General features: G+C 44.3%; 15 protein-coding genes. 12 read left to right on the top strand and 3 right to left on the bottom strand.

Features of this window, described 5'->3' with window-relative positions; genetic code table 11:
* Positions 1 to 130: 130 nt before the first annotated feature.
* From NSQ09_RS19400 to NSQ09_RS19370, 7 genes are all read left to right on the top strand, one after another.
* Positions 131 to 784: an O-methyltransferase gene (locus tag NSQ09_RS19400; RefSeq protein ID WP_014480416.1), complete on the top strand. Its 654-nt coding sequence runs from the start codon at positions 131 to 133 to the stop codon at positions 782 to 784.
* Between the two features lie 5 nt (positions 785 to 789).
* Positions 790 to 1,719 (top strand): peptidase U32 family protein, encoded by a 930-nt coding sequence (locus tag NSQ09_RS19395; protein WP_015714428.1) that lies wholly within the window; start codon positions 790 to 792, stop codon positions 1,717 to 1,719.
* A gap of 18 nt (positions 1,720 to 1,737) precedes the next feature.
* Entirely contained in the window at positions 1,738 to 3,006 is a 1,269-nt protein-coding gene (locus NSQ09_RS19390; RefSeq protein WP_003229802.1) for a peptidase U32 family protein, read from the top strand.
* 6 nt (positions 3,007 to 3,012) lie between these two features.
* On the top strand, positions 3,013 to 3,648 hold the full coding sequence (gene udk, locus NSQ09_RS19385) for a uridine kinase (RefSeq protein WP_003225916.1): 636 nt from the start codon (positions 3,013 to 3,015) through the stop codon (positions 3,646 to 3,648).
* A gap of 250 nt (positions 3,649 to 3,898) precedes the next feature.
* A complete protein-coding gene (gene greA / locus NSQ09_RS19380; protein WP_095843856.1) occupies positions 3,899 to 4,372 on the top strand; it encodes a transcription elongation factor GreA in 474 nt (157 codons plus the stop codon).
* A 53-nt stretch (positions 4,373 to 4,425) separates the two neighbouring features.
* Entirely contained in the window at positions 4,426 to 6,180 is a 1,755-nt protein-coding gene (locus tag NSQ09_RS19375; protein WP_341032441.1) for a peptidoglycan D,D-transpeptidase FtsI family protein, read from the top strand.
* 64 nt (positions 6,181 to 6,244) lie between these two features.
* Positions 6,245 to 6,946 (top strand): YrrS family protein, encoded by a 702-nt coding sequence (locus NSQ09_RS19370; protein ID WP_003246156.1) that lies wholly within the window; start codon positions 6,245 to 6,247, stop codon positions 6,944 to 6,946.
* Positions 6,947 to 6,982: 36 nt separating this feature from the next.
* Here NSQ09_RS19370 and NSQ09_RS19365 read toward each other — a convergent pair whose 3' ends face one another.
* On the bottom strand, positions 6,983 to 7,186 hold the full coding sequence (locus NSQ09_RS19365) for a YrzA family protein (RefSeq protein ID WP_014477495.1): 204 nt from the start codon (positions 7,184 to 7,186) through the stop codon (positions 6,983 to 6,985).
* A gap of 192 nt (positions 7,187 to 7,378) precedes the next feature.
* On the opposite strand from NSQ09_RS19365, the gene NSQ09_RS19360 reads away from it, so the two are divergent.
* The 5 genes from NSQ09_RS19360 (at position 7,379) to NSQ09_RS19340 (ending at position 11,178) form a co-directional block, all read left to right on the top strand.
* On the top strand, positions 7,379 to 8,020 hold the full coding sequence (locus tag NSQ09_RS19360) for a class I SAM-dependent DNA methyltransferase (protein ID WP_003229807.1): 642 nt from the start codon (positions 7,379 to 7,381) through the stop codon (positions 8,018 to 8,020).
* Positions 8,021 to 8,040: 20 nt separating this feature from the next.
* On the top strand, positions 8,041 to 8,736 hold the full coding sequence (gene mtnN / locus NSQ09_RS19355; protein ID WP_009967881.1) for a 5'-methylthioadenosine/S-adenosylhomocysteine nucleosidase: 696 nt from the start codon (positions 8,041 to 8,043) through the stop codon (positions 8,734 to 8,736).
* Between the two features lie 64 nt (positions 8,737 to 8,800).
* Complete coding sequence (locus NSQ09_RS19350) at positions 8,801 to 9,724, top strand: O-acetylserine dependent cystathionine beta-synthase (protein WP_003229809.1); 924 nt, start codon at positions 8,801 to 8,803, stop codon at positions 9,722 to 9,724.
* Position 9,725: 1 nt separating this feature from the next.
* Positions 9,726 to 10,865, top strand: a complete 1,140-nt coding sequence (locus NSQ09_RS19345) for a bifunctional cystathionine gamma-lyase/homocysteine desulfhydrase (protein WP_017696065.1) — start codon at positions 9,726 to 9,728, stop codon at positions 10,863 to 10,865.
* A gap of 82 nt (positions 10,866 to 10,947) precedes the next feature.
* Positions 10,948 to 11,178, top strand: coding sequence for a YrhC family protein (locus NSQ09_RS19340; RefSeq protein ID WP_003237358.1), 231 nt, complete (start codon positions 10,948 to 10,950; stop codon positions 11,176 to 11,178).
* 35 nt (positions 11,179 to 11,213) lie between these two features.
* Here NSQ09_RS19340 and NSQ09_RS19335 read toward each other — a convergent pair whose 3' ends face one another.
* On the bottom strand, positions 11,214 to 11,696 hold the full coding sequence (locus NSQ09_RS19335; RefSeq protein ID WP_198878601.1) for a DUF1641 domain-containing protein: 483 nt from the start codon (positions 11,694 to 11,696) through the stop codon (positions 11,214 to 11,216).
* Positions 11,697 to 11,714: 18 nt separating this feature from the next.
* Positions 11,715 to 14,657: a formate dehydrogenase subunit alpha gene (gene fdhF / locus NSQ09_RS19330; protein ID WP_213420184.1), complete on the bottom strand. Its 2,943-nt coding sequence runs from the start codon at positions 14,655 to 14,657 to the stop codon at positions 11,715 to 11,717.
* Between the last annotated feature and the right edge of the window lie 102 nt (positions 14,658 to 14,759).

Below are 14,759 nucleotides of genomic sequence, written 5' to 3'. Positions count from 1 at the left end.
TTTTGTTCGCTTTCCGCAAGGTTTTATGATAAAATATATCGGGTTGTTTACCGATGTATCATGATGTATTCAGAGAGTGTCCTGCGCATAAGACTGGGGCACTCCTTTTTAGAACGGGAGGCTGTTTGTAGTGACTGACCGGTATGAACAAATAAATGACTATATAGAAGCATTATTAAAGCCTCGGCCGGATAACGTGAAGAAGCTTGAAGCATATGCAGAAGAACATCATGTCCCGATTATGGAAAAAGCGGGCATGGAGGTGCTGCTTCAAATTTTGTCTGTGAAACAGCCGAAAAAAATACTAGAAATCGGAACGGCCATTGGTTATTCAGCCATTCGAATGGCGCTGGAGCTGCCGTCTGCTGAAATATATACAATTGAACGCAATGAGAAACGGCATGAAGAAGCGGTAAACAATATCAAGGAATTTCAGCTTGATGACCGGATTCATGTTTTTTACGGAGATGCGCTTGAATTAGCCGACGCCGTTCATGTAACCGCGCCTTACGATGTCATTTTTATTGACGCTGCAAAAGGTCAGTATCAAAACTTTTTTCATTTATATGAACCGATGCTTTCACCGGACGGGGTGATAATAACAGACAACGTGCTGTTTAAAGGTCTGGTGGCAGAGGATTACAGCAAAATAGAACCGAAGAGAAGGCGCAGGCTTGTAGCAAAAATTGATGAATATAATCATTGGCTGATGAATCATCCGGATTATCAAACTGCGATTATTCCTGTCGGGGACGGACTTGCGATTAGTAAAAAGAAGAGGTGAACGTCATGAAAAAACCAGAGCTCTTAGTGACGCCGACGAGTACGGCGGACATTTTGCCGCTCATACAGGCTGGGGCAACTGCGTTTTTAGTTGGGGAACAGAGATACGGCTTGAGATTAGCCGGAGAATTTTCTCGTGAAGATGTAACAAAAGCCGTAGAGATTGCTCACAAAGAAGGAGCAAAAGTATACGTTGCTGTAAATGCAATTTTCCATAACGATAAAGTGGGTGAGCTTGGCGAATATCTGGCTTTCTTAGCAGAAGCCGGTGTCGATGCAGCGGTATTCGGCGATCCTGCCGTGCTGATGGCTGCCCGTGAATCTGCGCCTGATCTGAAGCTTCATTGGAGCACAGAAACGACAGGCACCAACTATTATACATGCAACTACTGGGGACGCAAGGGTGCGGCGCGCTCTGTGCTTGCCAGAGAATTAAACATGGACAGCATTGTTGAGATTAAAGAAAATGCGGAAGTCGAAATTGAAATCCAGGTGCATGGAATGACGTGCATGTTCCAATCGAAGCGTTCTTTGATTGGAAACTATTTTGAATATCAGGGCAAAGTCATGGACATTGAAAGAAAGAAAAAAGAATCAGGCATGTTTTTACACGATAAAGAACGTGATAATAAATATCCGATTTTCGAAGATGAAAACGGCACTCACATCATGAGCCCGAACGATGTGTGCATCATTGATGAGCTCGAGGAATTGATAGATGCCGGAATCGATTCTTTCAAAATCGATGGTGTTTTGAAAACGCCTGAATACCTAATAGAAGTCACCAAAATGTACAGAGAAGCAATTGATTTGTGCGTGGAAAACCGTGACGAATACGAAGCGAAAAAAGAAGACTGGATCGAACGCATTGAGAGCATCCAGCCAGTAAACAGAAAAATTGATACCGGATTCTTCTTCAAGGAAACGGTTTATTAATCAAAAGGAGGTTAAGCTATGACTGCCGTAAATGATAAAATATCCACAATCGTTAATGGAAAGCGTGTGATTACGAAAAAGCCGGAGCTTCTCGCACCTGCGGGTAATCTTGAAAAGCTGAAAATCGCTGTTCATTACGGAGCGGACGCGGTCTTTATCGGGGGACAGGAATACGGGCTGCGCTCGAATGCCGATAACTTTACGATCGAAGAAATTGCAGAAGGCGTTGAATTCGCAAAGAAATATGGCGCGAAGATCTACGTAACAACGAATATTTTCGCTCATAATGAAAACATGGACGGGCTTGAAGACTATTTAAAAGCGCTTGGAGACGCCAACGTTGCCGGTATTATTGTGGCAGATCCGCTTATTATTGAAACATGCCGCAGAGTGGCGCCGAATGTTGAGGTTCACTTGAGCACACAGCAGTCTCTTTCAAACTGGAAGGCTGTTCAGTTCTGGAAGGAAGAAGGTCTCGACCGCGTCGTGCTGGCACGTGAAACTAGCGCTCTTGAAATCAGAGAAATGAAAGAAAAGGTAGATATCGAAATCGAATCCTTCATTCATGGCGCAATGTGTATCGCATATTCCGGCCGCTGCGTGCTGAGCAATCACATGACAGCGCGGGATTCCAACCGCGGAGGCTGCTGTCAGTCATGCCGCTGGGACTATGATCTCTACCAAACAGACGGTGCCAACGCCGTTGCTTTGTATGGTGAAGAAGATGCACCATTTGCGATGAGCCCGAAAGATTTGAAGCTGATTGAATCCATTCCGAAAATGATCGAAATGGGAATAGACAGCTTAAAGATTGAAGGCCGCATGAAATCCATTCACTATGTAGCAACTGTTGTCAGCGTATACCGCAAAGTAATCGATGCTTATTGCGCTGATCCAGAGAACTTTGTGATTCAAAAAGAATGGCTTGAAGAGCTCGATAAGTGCGCCAACCGGGACACTGCGACAGCTTTCTTTGAAGGAACGCCAGGCTATGAAGAGCAAATGTTCGGCGAACACGCCAAGAAAACGACATATGATTTTGTCGGCTTAGTGCTGAATTATGATGAAGATACACAAATGGTCACGCTTCAGCAGCGCAATTTCTTCAAAAAAGGCGACGAAGTGGAATTTTTCGGTCCAGAAATCGAAAACTTTACACATACGATTGAAACCATTTGGGACGAAGACGGAAATGAGCTAGATGCTGCCCGCCATCCCCTGCAAATTGTCAAATTCAAACTAGACAAAAAGATTTATCCGAGCAACATGATGAGAAAGGGGAAGTAATAGCCCATGGGTAAGAATCCAGTAGTCATTGGAATCGCAGGAGGTTCCGGTTCAGGAAAAACGAGTGTCACACGGTCCATTTATGAACAGTTTAAAGGACACTCAATTTTAATGATCCAGCAGGACCTTTATTATAAAGACCAAAGCCATCTTCCGTTTGAAGAAAGGCTGAACACAAACTATGATCATCCGCTTGCGTTTGATAATGACTATTTAATCGAGCATATTCAGGATCTATTGAATTACCGCCCGATTGAAAAGCCGATTTATGACTATAAGCTTCACACACGTTCAGAAGAAACGGTTCACGTAGAGCCAAAGGATGTTATTATCCTTGAAGGCATTCTTGTTCTTGAAGACAAAAGGCTTCGTGATCTGATGGATATCAAGCTTTATGTTGATACGGACGCTGACTTGCGTATCATCAGACGGATTATGAGAGATATTAATGAGCGCGGACGCTCTATTGATTCTGTCATTGAACAATATGTGTCAGTGGTCCGTCCGATGCATAACCAATTCGTCGAGCCGACGAAACGATACGCTGATATTATTATCCCGGAAGGCGGTCAGAATCACGTCGCAATTGATCTGATGGTCACAAAAATTCAAACCATTCTTGAACAAAACGCGATTTTGTAATACCATAGCATAGACATAAATAACTCTGACCATATTATGTATAGGCAGGAAGGGAATGTGCGAATTCCCTTCTTTCCCTGTTTATAAACGCGAAATATTTGCAGAACGACACGATTCAGTTTAAGATAAACAGTACCTATATGGGAGAGAAGAACGAGGACTGCCCTGTGTTCTCATTCTTGTATTTTTTAGTTTATGCTCTCATACATAATCGAAGATGTTGAGGGACAACCAGAAGGAGTGAAGGGACATGGCACAAGAGAAAGTTTTTCCTATGACTGCAGAAGGAAAACAAAAACTTGAACAAGAATTAGAATATTTGAAAACGGTTAAACGAAAAGAAGTAGTAGAGCGAATCAAAATTGCGAGAAGCTTCGGAGACCTTTCCGAGAACTCTGAATACGATTCAGCGAAAGAAGAGCAGGCATTTGTAGAGGGCCGCGTGACGACTCTTGAAAATATGATTCGCAATGCGAAAATCATTGAAGATGACGGCGGCTCTAACGTTGTCGGTTTGGGTAAAACCGTCACTTTCGTCGAACTGCCTGGCGGTGATGAAGAATCATATACGATCGTCGGAAGCGCGGAAGCTGACCCGTTTGAAGGGAAAATCTCAAACGATTCACCGATCGCAAAAAGCCTCTTGGGCAAAAAAGTAGATGAAGAAGTCACAGTACAAACACCGGGCGGAGAAATGCTCGTGAAAATTGTGAAAATTTCATAATATCTGTTTAGCAGCGAAACACCTCGTCCACAATGTGGGTGAGGTGTTTTTTTATGAAGATATCGAAACGAATGAAGCTGGCAGTCATCGCTTTTTTGATTGTATTTTTTCTGCTTCTGCTGAGACTTGCAGAAATCCAGCTGTTTTTCACAGAATCATTTTCTAAAAAGAAAATTAATTTGATTCAAGAAAGTGTGAAACAGCGGACGGAGGAAGTGCTCATTTCAGATGGAAGAGGCTCTTTTTTAGATCGAAACGGGCGGGCGCTGACAGGACAAAGCGAGCCTGCGGTTGTTTTGTTCCCTTTTCTGCTGACGCAGGATTGGCCGATCAAAAAAGTTGCGGACATCCTCGGCATGTCTGAAGATGATTTGCGCCAGACACTAGGTCAGGCAAAAAAACCGGTCATTTTGCAGCAAAAGAAAATCAAAACACTTTCAAAACAATCTATCACAAAAATCAATTCTTTGAAATATCCCGGCATTTACGGCGTATATATGGAGAATGAAGACAAGCCCAGCCTTGCTTCACATACGATAGGGAGCACGAACCAAGATCCGGCGCTGCTTCGCAAGAAATATCCTGACAAGGAGAGCCTTCCGATTACAACAGAAATCGGAACAACCGGTTTAGAACGGACATTTGACGAGTTTTTGCTTCCGGAACAAGAAACAAAGCTTTTATATCATGTGGACGGAAAAGGAAACCCTTTGTTTGGCATGGACGTCAAATATACAGCTGAAGCCAATACATTTTATCCGCTCCAGATCAAAACAACGATCGATCAAAGCATTCAAAAAGCGATGGAGGAGGTATTGGATGAACAGGGGCTGAAAAAGGGAGGAGCTGTGCTGCTGGACATCGAAAATAGCAGTGTTCTGGGAATTGTAAGCAAACCAGATGCAGACGTGTCCCGGCAAAACACACTTCAAAATTATATGCTGACGCCAATCTATCCCGGATCAGTTTTTAAAACAGTCATTGCCGCAGCTGCAATCGAAAATAATATGGTGAAGCCTAGTCAAACCTTTAATTGCAATTTAAACCTGTACGGGGAACCGGGGGACGACAAAGGAACCTTGTCTTTTGATGAAAGTTTTGCACAAAGCTGTAATTACACATTTACGAGTCTTGCAGAACAATTAATGAAAAAAGACAGCTCGGTTATTGAAGATATGTCCGAGAAGCTGGCTCTCACTGATCGGGCAGGCTGGGAGGGAAAACTGTACCACGAAACCGATTTCCGCCAGCTGTATAACGAAAAAAGCGGCGTGATTTGGGGGGATGAAAAAGACAAATCAGTCAAAAAAGCCATTGCGCAAACAGCAATCGGGCAGAAAAATGTAAAGGTAACGCCGCTGGAGGTAGCCAATATGATGGCGACAATCGCCCGCGGCGGAGAAAAACGGCAGGTGAAAATTGCCGAACAAATTGAGTATAAGAACGGCACAACGCTCGTTACGTTTAAAGATCAGAAGCTCAAAGGGGAGACGATAGACAAATATACGTCACAGCAGCTTCAAAAAATACTGCGGCGGGTGGTAGAATCTCCTTTCGGAACGGGCAGAAGGTTTCAAGATCTTCCGTATACTGTAGCAGGGAAGTCGGGCACAGCCCAAACAGGCAAGCTTTCAAAAGAGAAGGAAACGCTCTACGAAAAATGGTTTGCCGGATATTTTCCCGCGGATAAGCCGAAATACGCTCTGGTTGTTTTACACATGGATACACCGGGAGATAAGGCTCTGACAAATTCGGTGTTTTATGATATTGTTAAAAAAGTACACGAAATTGAAATCAATCAGAAATAGAACAACTTCTCAGCACATGTTAAAATATATGCTGAGCCAAGAGGGATAAAGGAGTGCAGAATTATTGAGCAATAATCAATCTCGTTATGAAAATCGTGATAAACGCAGAAAAGCCAATTTAGTGCTTAACATTTTAATCGCAATCGTATCCATACTAATTGTCGTAGTAGCAGCGAATCTCTTCATTAACAGTCCTTCTAGCAAAGATGTCAGCAAGGATTCTGAAACGGCGCAAAAACAGGAATCTCCGGCTTCAGGAAAGACGGAAAAGAAATCGGATGAGGATATAAAAGACAGCAAGAAAGATACATCTGACAGCGAAAAGGATTCTGAGAAGTCTTCTGACTCTGATTCCAAAAAAGATGATTCTTCTTCTAAAAAAGATGACTCTGATTCAGATTCAAGCTCAGATTCAGCCGGTGACGGGCTTAAAGATGCAAAAGTAACAGAAGGCGGCTCATCGAGCGATGTGGAAAAAACGTATGAAAATCCTGACTGGAAAGCAGTCGGAACTGAGCAGACTGGCGAGCATGCCGCTACTTATGATTCAAGCTCACAAGACTGGGCTGAGATGCTGAAAGCCATTTCATACGCAACTGGTGTCTCAACAGATAACATGACGGTGCTCTGGCTTGGAAATAACGGCAGCCCTCAGGATGCCAAAGGCAAGATTTTGGACAAGGCGACTGGGAATAAATATCAAGTCACGATTACATGGGTCGATGAAAAAGGCTGGAAGCCGACAAAAGTAGAAAAGCTAAAATAAACAAAAGCAGCCGGGTTACAACCGGCTGCTTTTGTTTTAGGCTTCAGCTGCGAAATGAACCACCGCGCTGTACAATATTCTTCCTTCTGCCACAGCAGTTTGGTGTGAAACAGATTTCACCCGGAGCATGATGGCTTTATTGTTTTCAATTTGTGTATTGATTTTCTTTTCAAGCTCCTGCAATGAAGCCGCTTCAAAAAATTCCACTTTGTCTTTAATCAGATCTAATTGAAAATTCATGTCTTGACCCTCCAGCTTTCACAAGTCATATGAAGTATAAGCTTTTTTGCGGTCAATGCGCAATATGAGATGGCATAAAATACACAAAGTGTTTTAGTACCTGCTTTTCAGAAGATGTGGTATTATAGGAACTGTTCCATCATTAATCCATAGTATACTTATAGGAATTATTAAATATGGAGTGTGACAAATATGGGCCGTGAATTTATCCCTCTCTTTGAAGATTGGGCAGCAACTTATGATCAAACAGTACAAGGTTTAGATATTCAGTATAAAGAAGCGTTCAGAGGCTACGATCATATCCTTGATGCCATCGTCAGAAAATCTGGAACGCATGTGTTAGAATTTGGCCCGGGGACCGGGAATTTGACAGCTAAGCTGCTCGATGCAGGCAAAACTGTATTTGGAATCGAACCTTCTCCAGCAATGCGTAAACTGGCTTCTGACAAGCTCTCAGGCAGGACGGAAATCGTTGATGGAGACTTCCTGACATTCCCTGAGCCGCCATTTCAGGCTGATACGATTGTCAGTTCATATGCTTTTCATCATTTGACTGACGAAGAAAAGCGGGCTGCCATAAAGCAATATGGCAAATACCTTCACTTGCATGATAAAATAGTGTTTGCCGATACCGTCTTTGAAAATGCGCAAGCGTATCAACAGGCTATCGATAAAGCCCGTTCTCAAGGCTTTTATCAGCTTGCAAATGATTTAGAGACAGAGCATTATCCTACATTGGATGCGTTGAAAGAAATGTTTACAGCTGAAGGTTTTGCAGTCCGATTCACTCAGCAAAACGACTTCGTGTGGATAATGGAGGCGATCAAACGGTAAAGTGAAGGGAATGTGAATAGATGAGACTAGCAGTCATCGGAGCAATGGAAGAGGAAGTTACCATCTTAAGAAACAAACTTGAAAATGCAAAAACAGAAACGATCGCACACTGTGAATTTACAACAGGCGAATATGAAGGAACTGAAGTGATTCTTTTAAAATCAGGAATTGGAAAAGTAAATGCTGCTATCAGCACGACGCTTCTGCTTGACCGTTACAAGCCTGATTATGTCATTAACACAGGCTCAGCCGGCGGATTTCATCATACATTGAATGTAGGGGATGTCGTCATTTCCACTGACGTTCGCCACCATGATGTAGACGTAACGGCTTTTGACTATGAATACGGCCAAGTGCCGGGTCTTCCGGCTGCTTATGCGGCGGATGAAAAGCTGATCAGCATCACTGAAGAAGCGGTATCTGAACTCGACGGCATTCAGGTTGCAAAAGGAACGATTGCAACAGGCGATTCTTTCATGAACGATCCGAAGCGGGTTGAAGAGGTGCGTGCGAGATTTTCTGATCTGTACGCGGTTGAAATGGAGGCTGCGGCAGTGGCTCAAGTATGCCATCAATTTAAAACGCCGTTTGTCGTCATCAGAGCGTTATCAGATATCGCAGGCAAAGAATCACATGTTTCATTTGACCAATTTTTAGAGCAGGCGGCTGTTCATTCAACAGAGCTTGTGTTAAAGGTGATCAAACGAATTCATTAAAACGGGGAGAACGTTCTCCTCCGTTTTTCTCTAAAAACAACCTCTATTAAGGAGGAGGACATATATGACAGTGATTACGGACATTACCGAGCTGATTGGGAATACACCGCTTCTCCGCTTGAAGAACTTTGATGTTCCAGAAGGAGTCGCGGTGTATGCCAAGCTTGAAATGATGAATCCAGGGGGAAGCATCAAAGACAGACTGGGAGATATGCTGATTCGTGACGCGCTCGATTCAGGCAAAGTGAAACCCGGCGGAGTGATTATAGAAGCTACGGCAGGCAATACAGGGATCGGCCTTGCGTTAAGTGCCAGAAAATATGGGCTGAAAGCGATTTTCTGTGTCCCTGAACATTTCAGCAGAGAGAAACAGCAAATTATGCAAGCGCTTGGCGCATCAATCATTCATACACCGCGTCAAGACGGAATGCAGGGAGCCATTCAAAAAGCCATTCAGCTGGAGACTGAAATTGAAAATTCTTATTGCGTTTTGCAATTTAAAAACCGAGTAAATCCATCGACTTACTATAAGACGCTTGGACCTGAAATGTGGGAAGCGCTTGACGGGAATATTCATACATTTGTCGCAGGGGCAGGATCAGGAGGCACATTCGCAGGGACAGCTTCCTTCTTAAAAGAAAAAAATCCAGCAGTCAAAACGGTGATTGTTGAACCGGTGGGCTCGATTTTAAACGGAGGAGAGCCCCACGCTCATAAAACAGAGGGCATCGGCATGGAGTTTATCCCCGATTATATGGATAAGAGCCATTTTGACGAGATCTACACCGTAACAGATGAGAATGCGTTTAGACTTGTGAAAGAAGCGGCAGAAAAAGAAGGCCTGCTGATCGGAAGCTCTTCAGGTGCAGCGCTTTATGCGGCATTGGAGGAAGCGAAAAAAGCATCCGCTGGAACTAACATTGTCACAGTATTTCCTGACAGCAGCGATCGATATATCAGCAAACAAATATACGAAGGAGGCATCTGATATGAAGAAAAAAACATTGATGATACATGGCGGAATCACAGGTGATGAGAAAACAGGCGCAGTTTCCGTGCCGATTTATCAAGTAAGCACGTACAAGCAGCCGAAAGCAGGGCAGCATACAGGCTACGAGTATTCAAGAACGGCCAATCCGACTCGAACCGCTCTCGAAGCACTTGTGACAGAACTGGAAAGCGGGGAAGCAGGCTATGCGTTCAGCTCAGGAATGGCTGCCATTACAGCGGTTATGATGCTGTTTAACAGCGGAGATCATGTCGTGTTGACTGATGATGTGTACGGCGGAACATATCGCGTGATGACAAAGGTGCTTAACCGTCTTGGCATTGAATCAACATTTGTTGATACGAGCAGCAGGGAAGAAGTTGAAAAAGCGATTCGCCCTAATACAAAAGCAATTTATATTGAAACACCGACAAACCCGTTGCTCAAAATCACCGACCTGACGCTCATGGCTGATATCGCAAAAAAAGCGGGTGTTCTGCTTATCGTAGACAATACCTTTAATACTCCTTATTTTCAGCAGCCGCTTACTTTAGGCGCTGATATCGTACTGCACAGTGCGACAAAATATCTTGGCGGACACAGTGATGTCGTCGGAGGTTTAGTTGTGACAGCTTCGAAAGAGCTTGGAGAAGAGCTGCATTTTGTGCAAAACTCCACAGGCGGCGTGCTCGGCCCTCAAGATTCCTGGCTGTTAATGAGAGGAATCAAAACGTTGGGACTCAGAATGGAAGCGATCGATCAAAATGCGCGGAAAATCGCAAGCTTTCTTGAGAATCACCCTGCTGTCCAAACGTTATATTACCCTGGTTCTTCAAATCATCCCGGACATGAGCTTGCAAAAACGCAAGGATCGGGCTTCGGCGGCATGATCTCCTTTGATATTGGCAGTGAAGAACGGGTTGATGCGTTTTTAGGAAATCTGAAACTGTTTACCATTGCTGAAAGCCTGGGGGCGGTTGAAAGCTTAATTTCTGTTCCTGCAAGAATGACACATGCCTCTATTCCGAGAGAACGCCGGCTTGAGCTCGGCATTACGGACGGCTTGATCAGAATTTCTGTAGGAATTGAAGATGCGGAAGACTTGTTGGAAGATATCGGCCAAGCGCTTGAAAATATATAACAAATGGATAGAATTACTTTCTCTGTAAGCCGCCGGATTATATTATAATAGTCGTATACTATGAATCTGGCAGGTGATTCTTTTGAACAAAAATAGAATGAAATCTTTAAAAGAAGACTACAAGCATTTTGCTTTTACATTGCTTGCAGTCAGCACTTTTTTATATATAGGCGCAGTTCTCCCTGATCAAGGCTTAACATTAGGCCAGAAATCGACTATGTTTTTAGCGGATTGTGTATTTTTAGCCGGTGCCTTCTTTTGCGCTGACCGTTCACTTATTTACAAGAAGCGTTTGGAAGAAGCCGACGAATAAAAAAACAGCCATCATCAAGAGATGGCTGTTTTTTGTTATTTTTCTCGAAGTTCTTTTCCCATGCCTTTTAAAAACTGAAGACCGAAGCCGACGGCTCTGTTGATGTCAGGATCGTTCATTGCTTTTAACAGGTCGAGAATCCCGACTCTCTTGTCTTCTTTTAAAAAGCTTTGTGCCTGTTCAGTCCCAGCCATTACGCTTTCTAAAAGCTTTGCTGTAAACTCAGGATCGGCTTTTGTCAATGCGCCTCCGGCGGCCATCATCGTGTTGATGAGGTTGGTGACAGGCTCGCGGGAAACTTGGCCAAGCGCAATCTTGGCAATGTCTTCCTTCGCTCTGAGCATGCTTGTTGCCGCATCAAAAATTCCAAGATCATTGAGTTCATTCATTAACGTCATCGTTTTAGAGACGGCGTCCTCATTTTCCGCCAGCAGCTCTTTCAGTTCTTCTATTTTTTCAAGCTTCATTTGCTCAGCTGTTTTTGTTTCTTTTTTGATCGTCGTAATCGGAGTGGCCATTCGTTTTCCTCCTATCGTTTAATCAGTCAGATGGACATAGCCAGGGCGGTTCCATTTTCTTTCTGCTTCGACTCCGTTTTGCGGATGCCGTTTTTTGTTGCGCGGATTTGTTTTTGGAAGCGGCGCTGTTTCACAGCCGCCAAGCACTTCCATGCGGACCTTTGTCTGTTTATAAGCAGGCGTGTTCGTCCGTTTATCAGCTGCAGGGCCCGTCAAGAAGTTAATCGCTGACTCCTTGTCTGTCGAGTTCATTGGCAGATAGAGTTCATTTTTCCGTACCCGGTCTGTGATCAGCGCGTTCAATTTGACTGCTCCGAACGGAGAAACGAGCCGTACAAGCGAACCGTCACATACACCTCGCTCTTGTGCAAGCTCAGGTGAGATCTCAACGAATACATTCGGCACTTTCGCTTGGATGCCTTTCGATTTATTTGTCATGTTTCCTTCGTGGAAATGCTCCAGCATCCGGCCGTTATTGATATGAAGGTCATATTCCTCCGGAAATGCCGCTGGCTCGGTCCAATCAGAAAGGGCAAAGCGGGCTTTTTTGTCAGGGAAATTAAATCCGTCTTCATACAGAAGCGGTGTGCTTTCACCTGTGAAGCTGCCCCATAGGAAGCTGTTCCAGCCTTCAAGCACCTCATAGCTTGCTTTGGCAAACAGAGGAGAAAGACTCGCCATTTCAGAGAAAATGTCACTTGGATGGCTGTAATTCCAATTCGCTCCTAAACGGTTTGCCACCTCTTGAATAATCCACCAGTCCGGTTTTGCGTCACCAAGCGTCGGAAGCGCCTGATACAATCGCTGGACACGTCGTTCTGTGTTGGTAAATGTTCCGTCTTTTTCAAGTGAAGGAGTGGCCGGCAAGACGACATCAGCATATTGAGCTGTTCTTGACAGGAAGATGTCCTGTACCACGAAGAAATCAAGGCTTGATAAAATATCATGCACATGGTTCGCGTTTGAATCGACCAGTGCCATATCCTCACCGACAAGATACATAGCTTTCATTTTTCCTTCTTCAATGGCATGAAGCATTTGAATATTATCTAAACCAGGCTTTCCATCAATCTCGACACCATATGCCTCTTCAAATTTAGCGCGTGCTTTGTCATCTGTAATATGCTGATATCCCGGCAGCCATCCAGGCAATGTTCCCATATCACATGCGCCTTGCACGTTATTGTGTCCGCGCAGAGGATAAGCGCCGGCACCTGGACGGCGATAGTTGCCCGTAGCGAGAAGCAGGTTTGAAATGGCTGCTGATGTATCGGAACCGCCTGTATTTTGTGTGACACCCATTCCCCAAAGGACACAAGTGCCGTCAGCATCACGAATCATTTCAGCAATTTGAATGATGTTTTCTTTTGAAAGGCCTGTGATGCGTTCTGCATAATCAAGCGTATACGTTTTAAGGGTTTCTTTATAATCTTCAAAGTAATTGACGTTCTCATCAATAAACGCCTGATCGTGCCAGCCTTGGTCGATCATATATTTCGTAACAGCCATCAGCCAAACTTGGTCTGTGCCTTGTTTAGGGCTGATGAACAGATCAGATCGCTCAGCCATCTCATTTTTACGCAGGTCGGCAACAATCAGTTTTTGACCGTGGAGCTTGTGTGCCCGTTTGACGCGTGTTGCGAGCACCGGGTGTCCTTCCGCCGGATTGGCACCGACAATGATGACCAGGCCTGCTTTGGCAATATCTTTAATCGTGCCGGCGTCACCGCCCATGCCGACAGTGCGGAACAATCCGTCTGTAGCAGGAGACTGGCAGTAGCGTGAGCAGTTATCGACGTTGTTTGTTTCAAATACCTGACGCGCTAGTTTTTGAATGACGTAGTTTTCTTCATTCGTAATTTTAGAAGAAGAAATAAACCCTACAGAGCCTTTACCGTAATGCTCTTTAATTGATCCTAATCTGCTTGCGACAAGATCGAGGGCTTCTTCCCAAGAAGATTCCACAAAGGCTCCGTTTTTACGGATTAAAGGCTTTGTGATCCGCTCCTCAGAATTGACAAAATCCCAGCCGAATTTCCCTTTGACACATGTGGAAATCGCGTTAACCGGAGCATCAGAAACAGGCTGGATCTTTAAAATATCCCGTCCTTTTGTCCATACTTCAAATGAACATCCGACACCGCAGAACGTACATACAGTTTTCGTTTTTTTCGTTCTCGTTTCACGCATTGCCGCTTCGACTTCAGAAATGGCAAAAATGCTGCCATACCCCGGTTCAACATTTTTCACGAGATCAATCATCGGTTCCATGACGTCCTCTTTAATGCCTGTCATAAAACCAGCCTGCCCGAGCATTGATTTTTCCATCAGTGCATTACATGGACATACTGTTACACACTGACCGCAGCTGACACAGGAAGATTCATTGATCGGAACTCCCTCATCCCAAATGACGCGAGGGCGTTCGCGTTCCCAGTCGATTGAGAGTGTTTCATTTACCTGAAGGTTTTGACAGACCTCAACACACTGGCCGCAGGCAATACATTGGTTTGGATCATAGCGGTAAAAAGGATGAGACATATCAACCGCGCAAGAAGGATCTTCTTTTGGCGTGTATGGGTATTTTTGATGCTCGATCCCCATCATTTCCGCTGTATTATGCAGCGTACAGTTTCCATTGTTGTTGTCGCAAACTGTACAATACAGCAAATGATTTTCAAGAAGGCGGTCCATCGCTTCGGTTTGCGCTTCTTTCACTCGATTTCCTGAAAGATCAATAGACATCCCGTTTTCTGCAACCGTCGCGCATGAACGAACCAGCTTGCCGTTTGCCTCTACTATGCAAGTATCACAAGTTTGAATCGGGTCAACCTCTGGTACGTGGCAAATCTGCGGGTACTCAAGTCCGTTTTCATTTAAAATATCTAAAATTGTGGCCCCTGCTCGTGCTTGAATTTCTGTTCCGTCTACACGGACACTGATCGACTTAACGTCCATCATATTCATATTCCCCTCCATCTTTCTTTCAAGAAGTCAAAAAAAGCCATGTATAGATACACCTGCCCTTAATTCTAAGAAGGTGTAAACACACATGGCGGAATA

This window comes from Bacillus sp. FSL W8-1202, from assembly GCF_038006165.1.
In the GTDB taxonomy this organism is placed as follows: domain Bacteria; phylum Bacillota; class Bacilli; order Bacillales; family Bacillaceae; genus Bacillus; species Bacillus subtilis.
This window is presented reverse-complemented; position numbering and strand designations above follow the sequence as displayed.

Coding starts and splice junctions, on each gene's coding strand:
- NSQ09_RS19390 (WP_003229802.1), top strand. CDS start 1,738: ATGACTGCCGTAAATGATAAAATATCCACAATCGTTAATGGAAAGCGT.
- NSQ09_RS19360 (WP_003229807.1), top strand. CDS start 7,379: ATGGGCCGTGAATTTATCCCTCTCTTTGAAGATTGGGCAGCAACTTAT.
- NSQ09_RS19375 (WP_341032441.1), top strand. CDS start 4,426: ATGAAGATATCGAAACGAATGAAGCTGGCAGTCATCGCTTTTTTGATT.
- NSQ09_RS19345 (WP_017696065.1), top strand. CDS start 9,726: ATGAAGAAAAAAACATTGATGATACATGGCGGAATCACAGGTGATGAG.
- NSQ09_RS19395 (WP_015714428.1), top strand. CDS start 790: ATGAAAAAACCAGAGCTCTTAGTGACGCCGACGAGTACGGCGGACATT.
- mtnN (WP_009967881.1), top strand. CDS start 8,041: ATGAGACTAGCAGTCATCGGAGCAATGGAAGAGGAAGTTACCATCTTA.
- NSQ09_RS19365 (WP_014477495.1), bottom strand. CDS start 7,186: ATGAATTTTCAATTAGATCTGATTAAAGACAAAGTGGAATTTTTTGAA.
- udk (WP_003225916.1), top strand. CDS start 3,013: ATGGGTAAGAATCCAGTAGTCATTGGAATCGCAGGAGGTTCCGGTTCA.
- greA (WP_095843856.1), top strand. CDS start 3,899: ATGGCACAAGAGAAAGTTTTTCCTATGACTGCAGAAGGAAAACAAAAA.
- NSQ09_RS19335 (WP_198878601.1), bottom strand. CDS start 11,696: ATGGCCACTCCGATTACGACGATCAAAAAAGAAACAAAAACAGCTGAG.
- fdhF (WP_213420184.1), bottom strand. CDS start 14,657: ATGATGGACGTTAAGTCGATCAGTGTCCGTGTAGACGGAACAGAAATT.
- NSQ09_RS19350 (WP_003229809.1), top strand. CDS start 8,801: ATGACAGTGATTACGGACATTACCGAGCTGATTGGGAATACACCGCTT.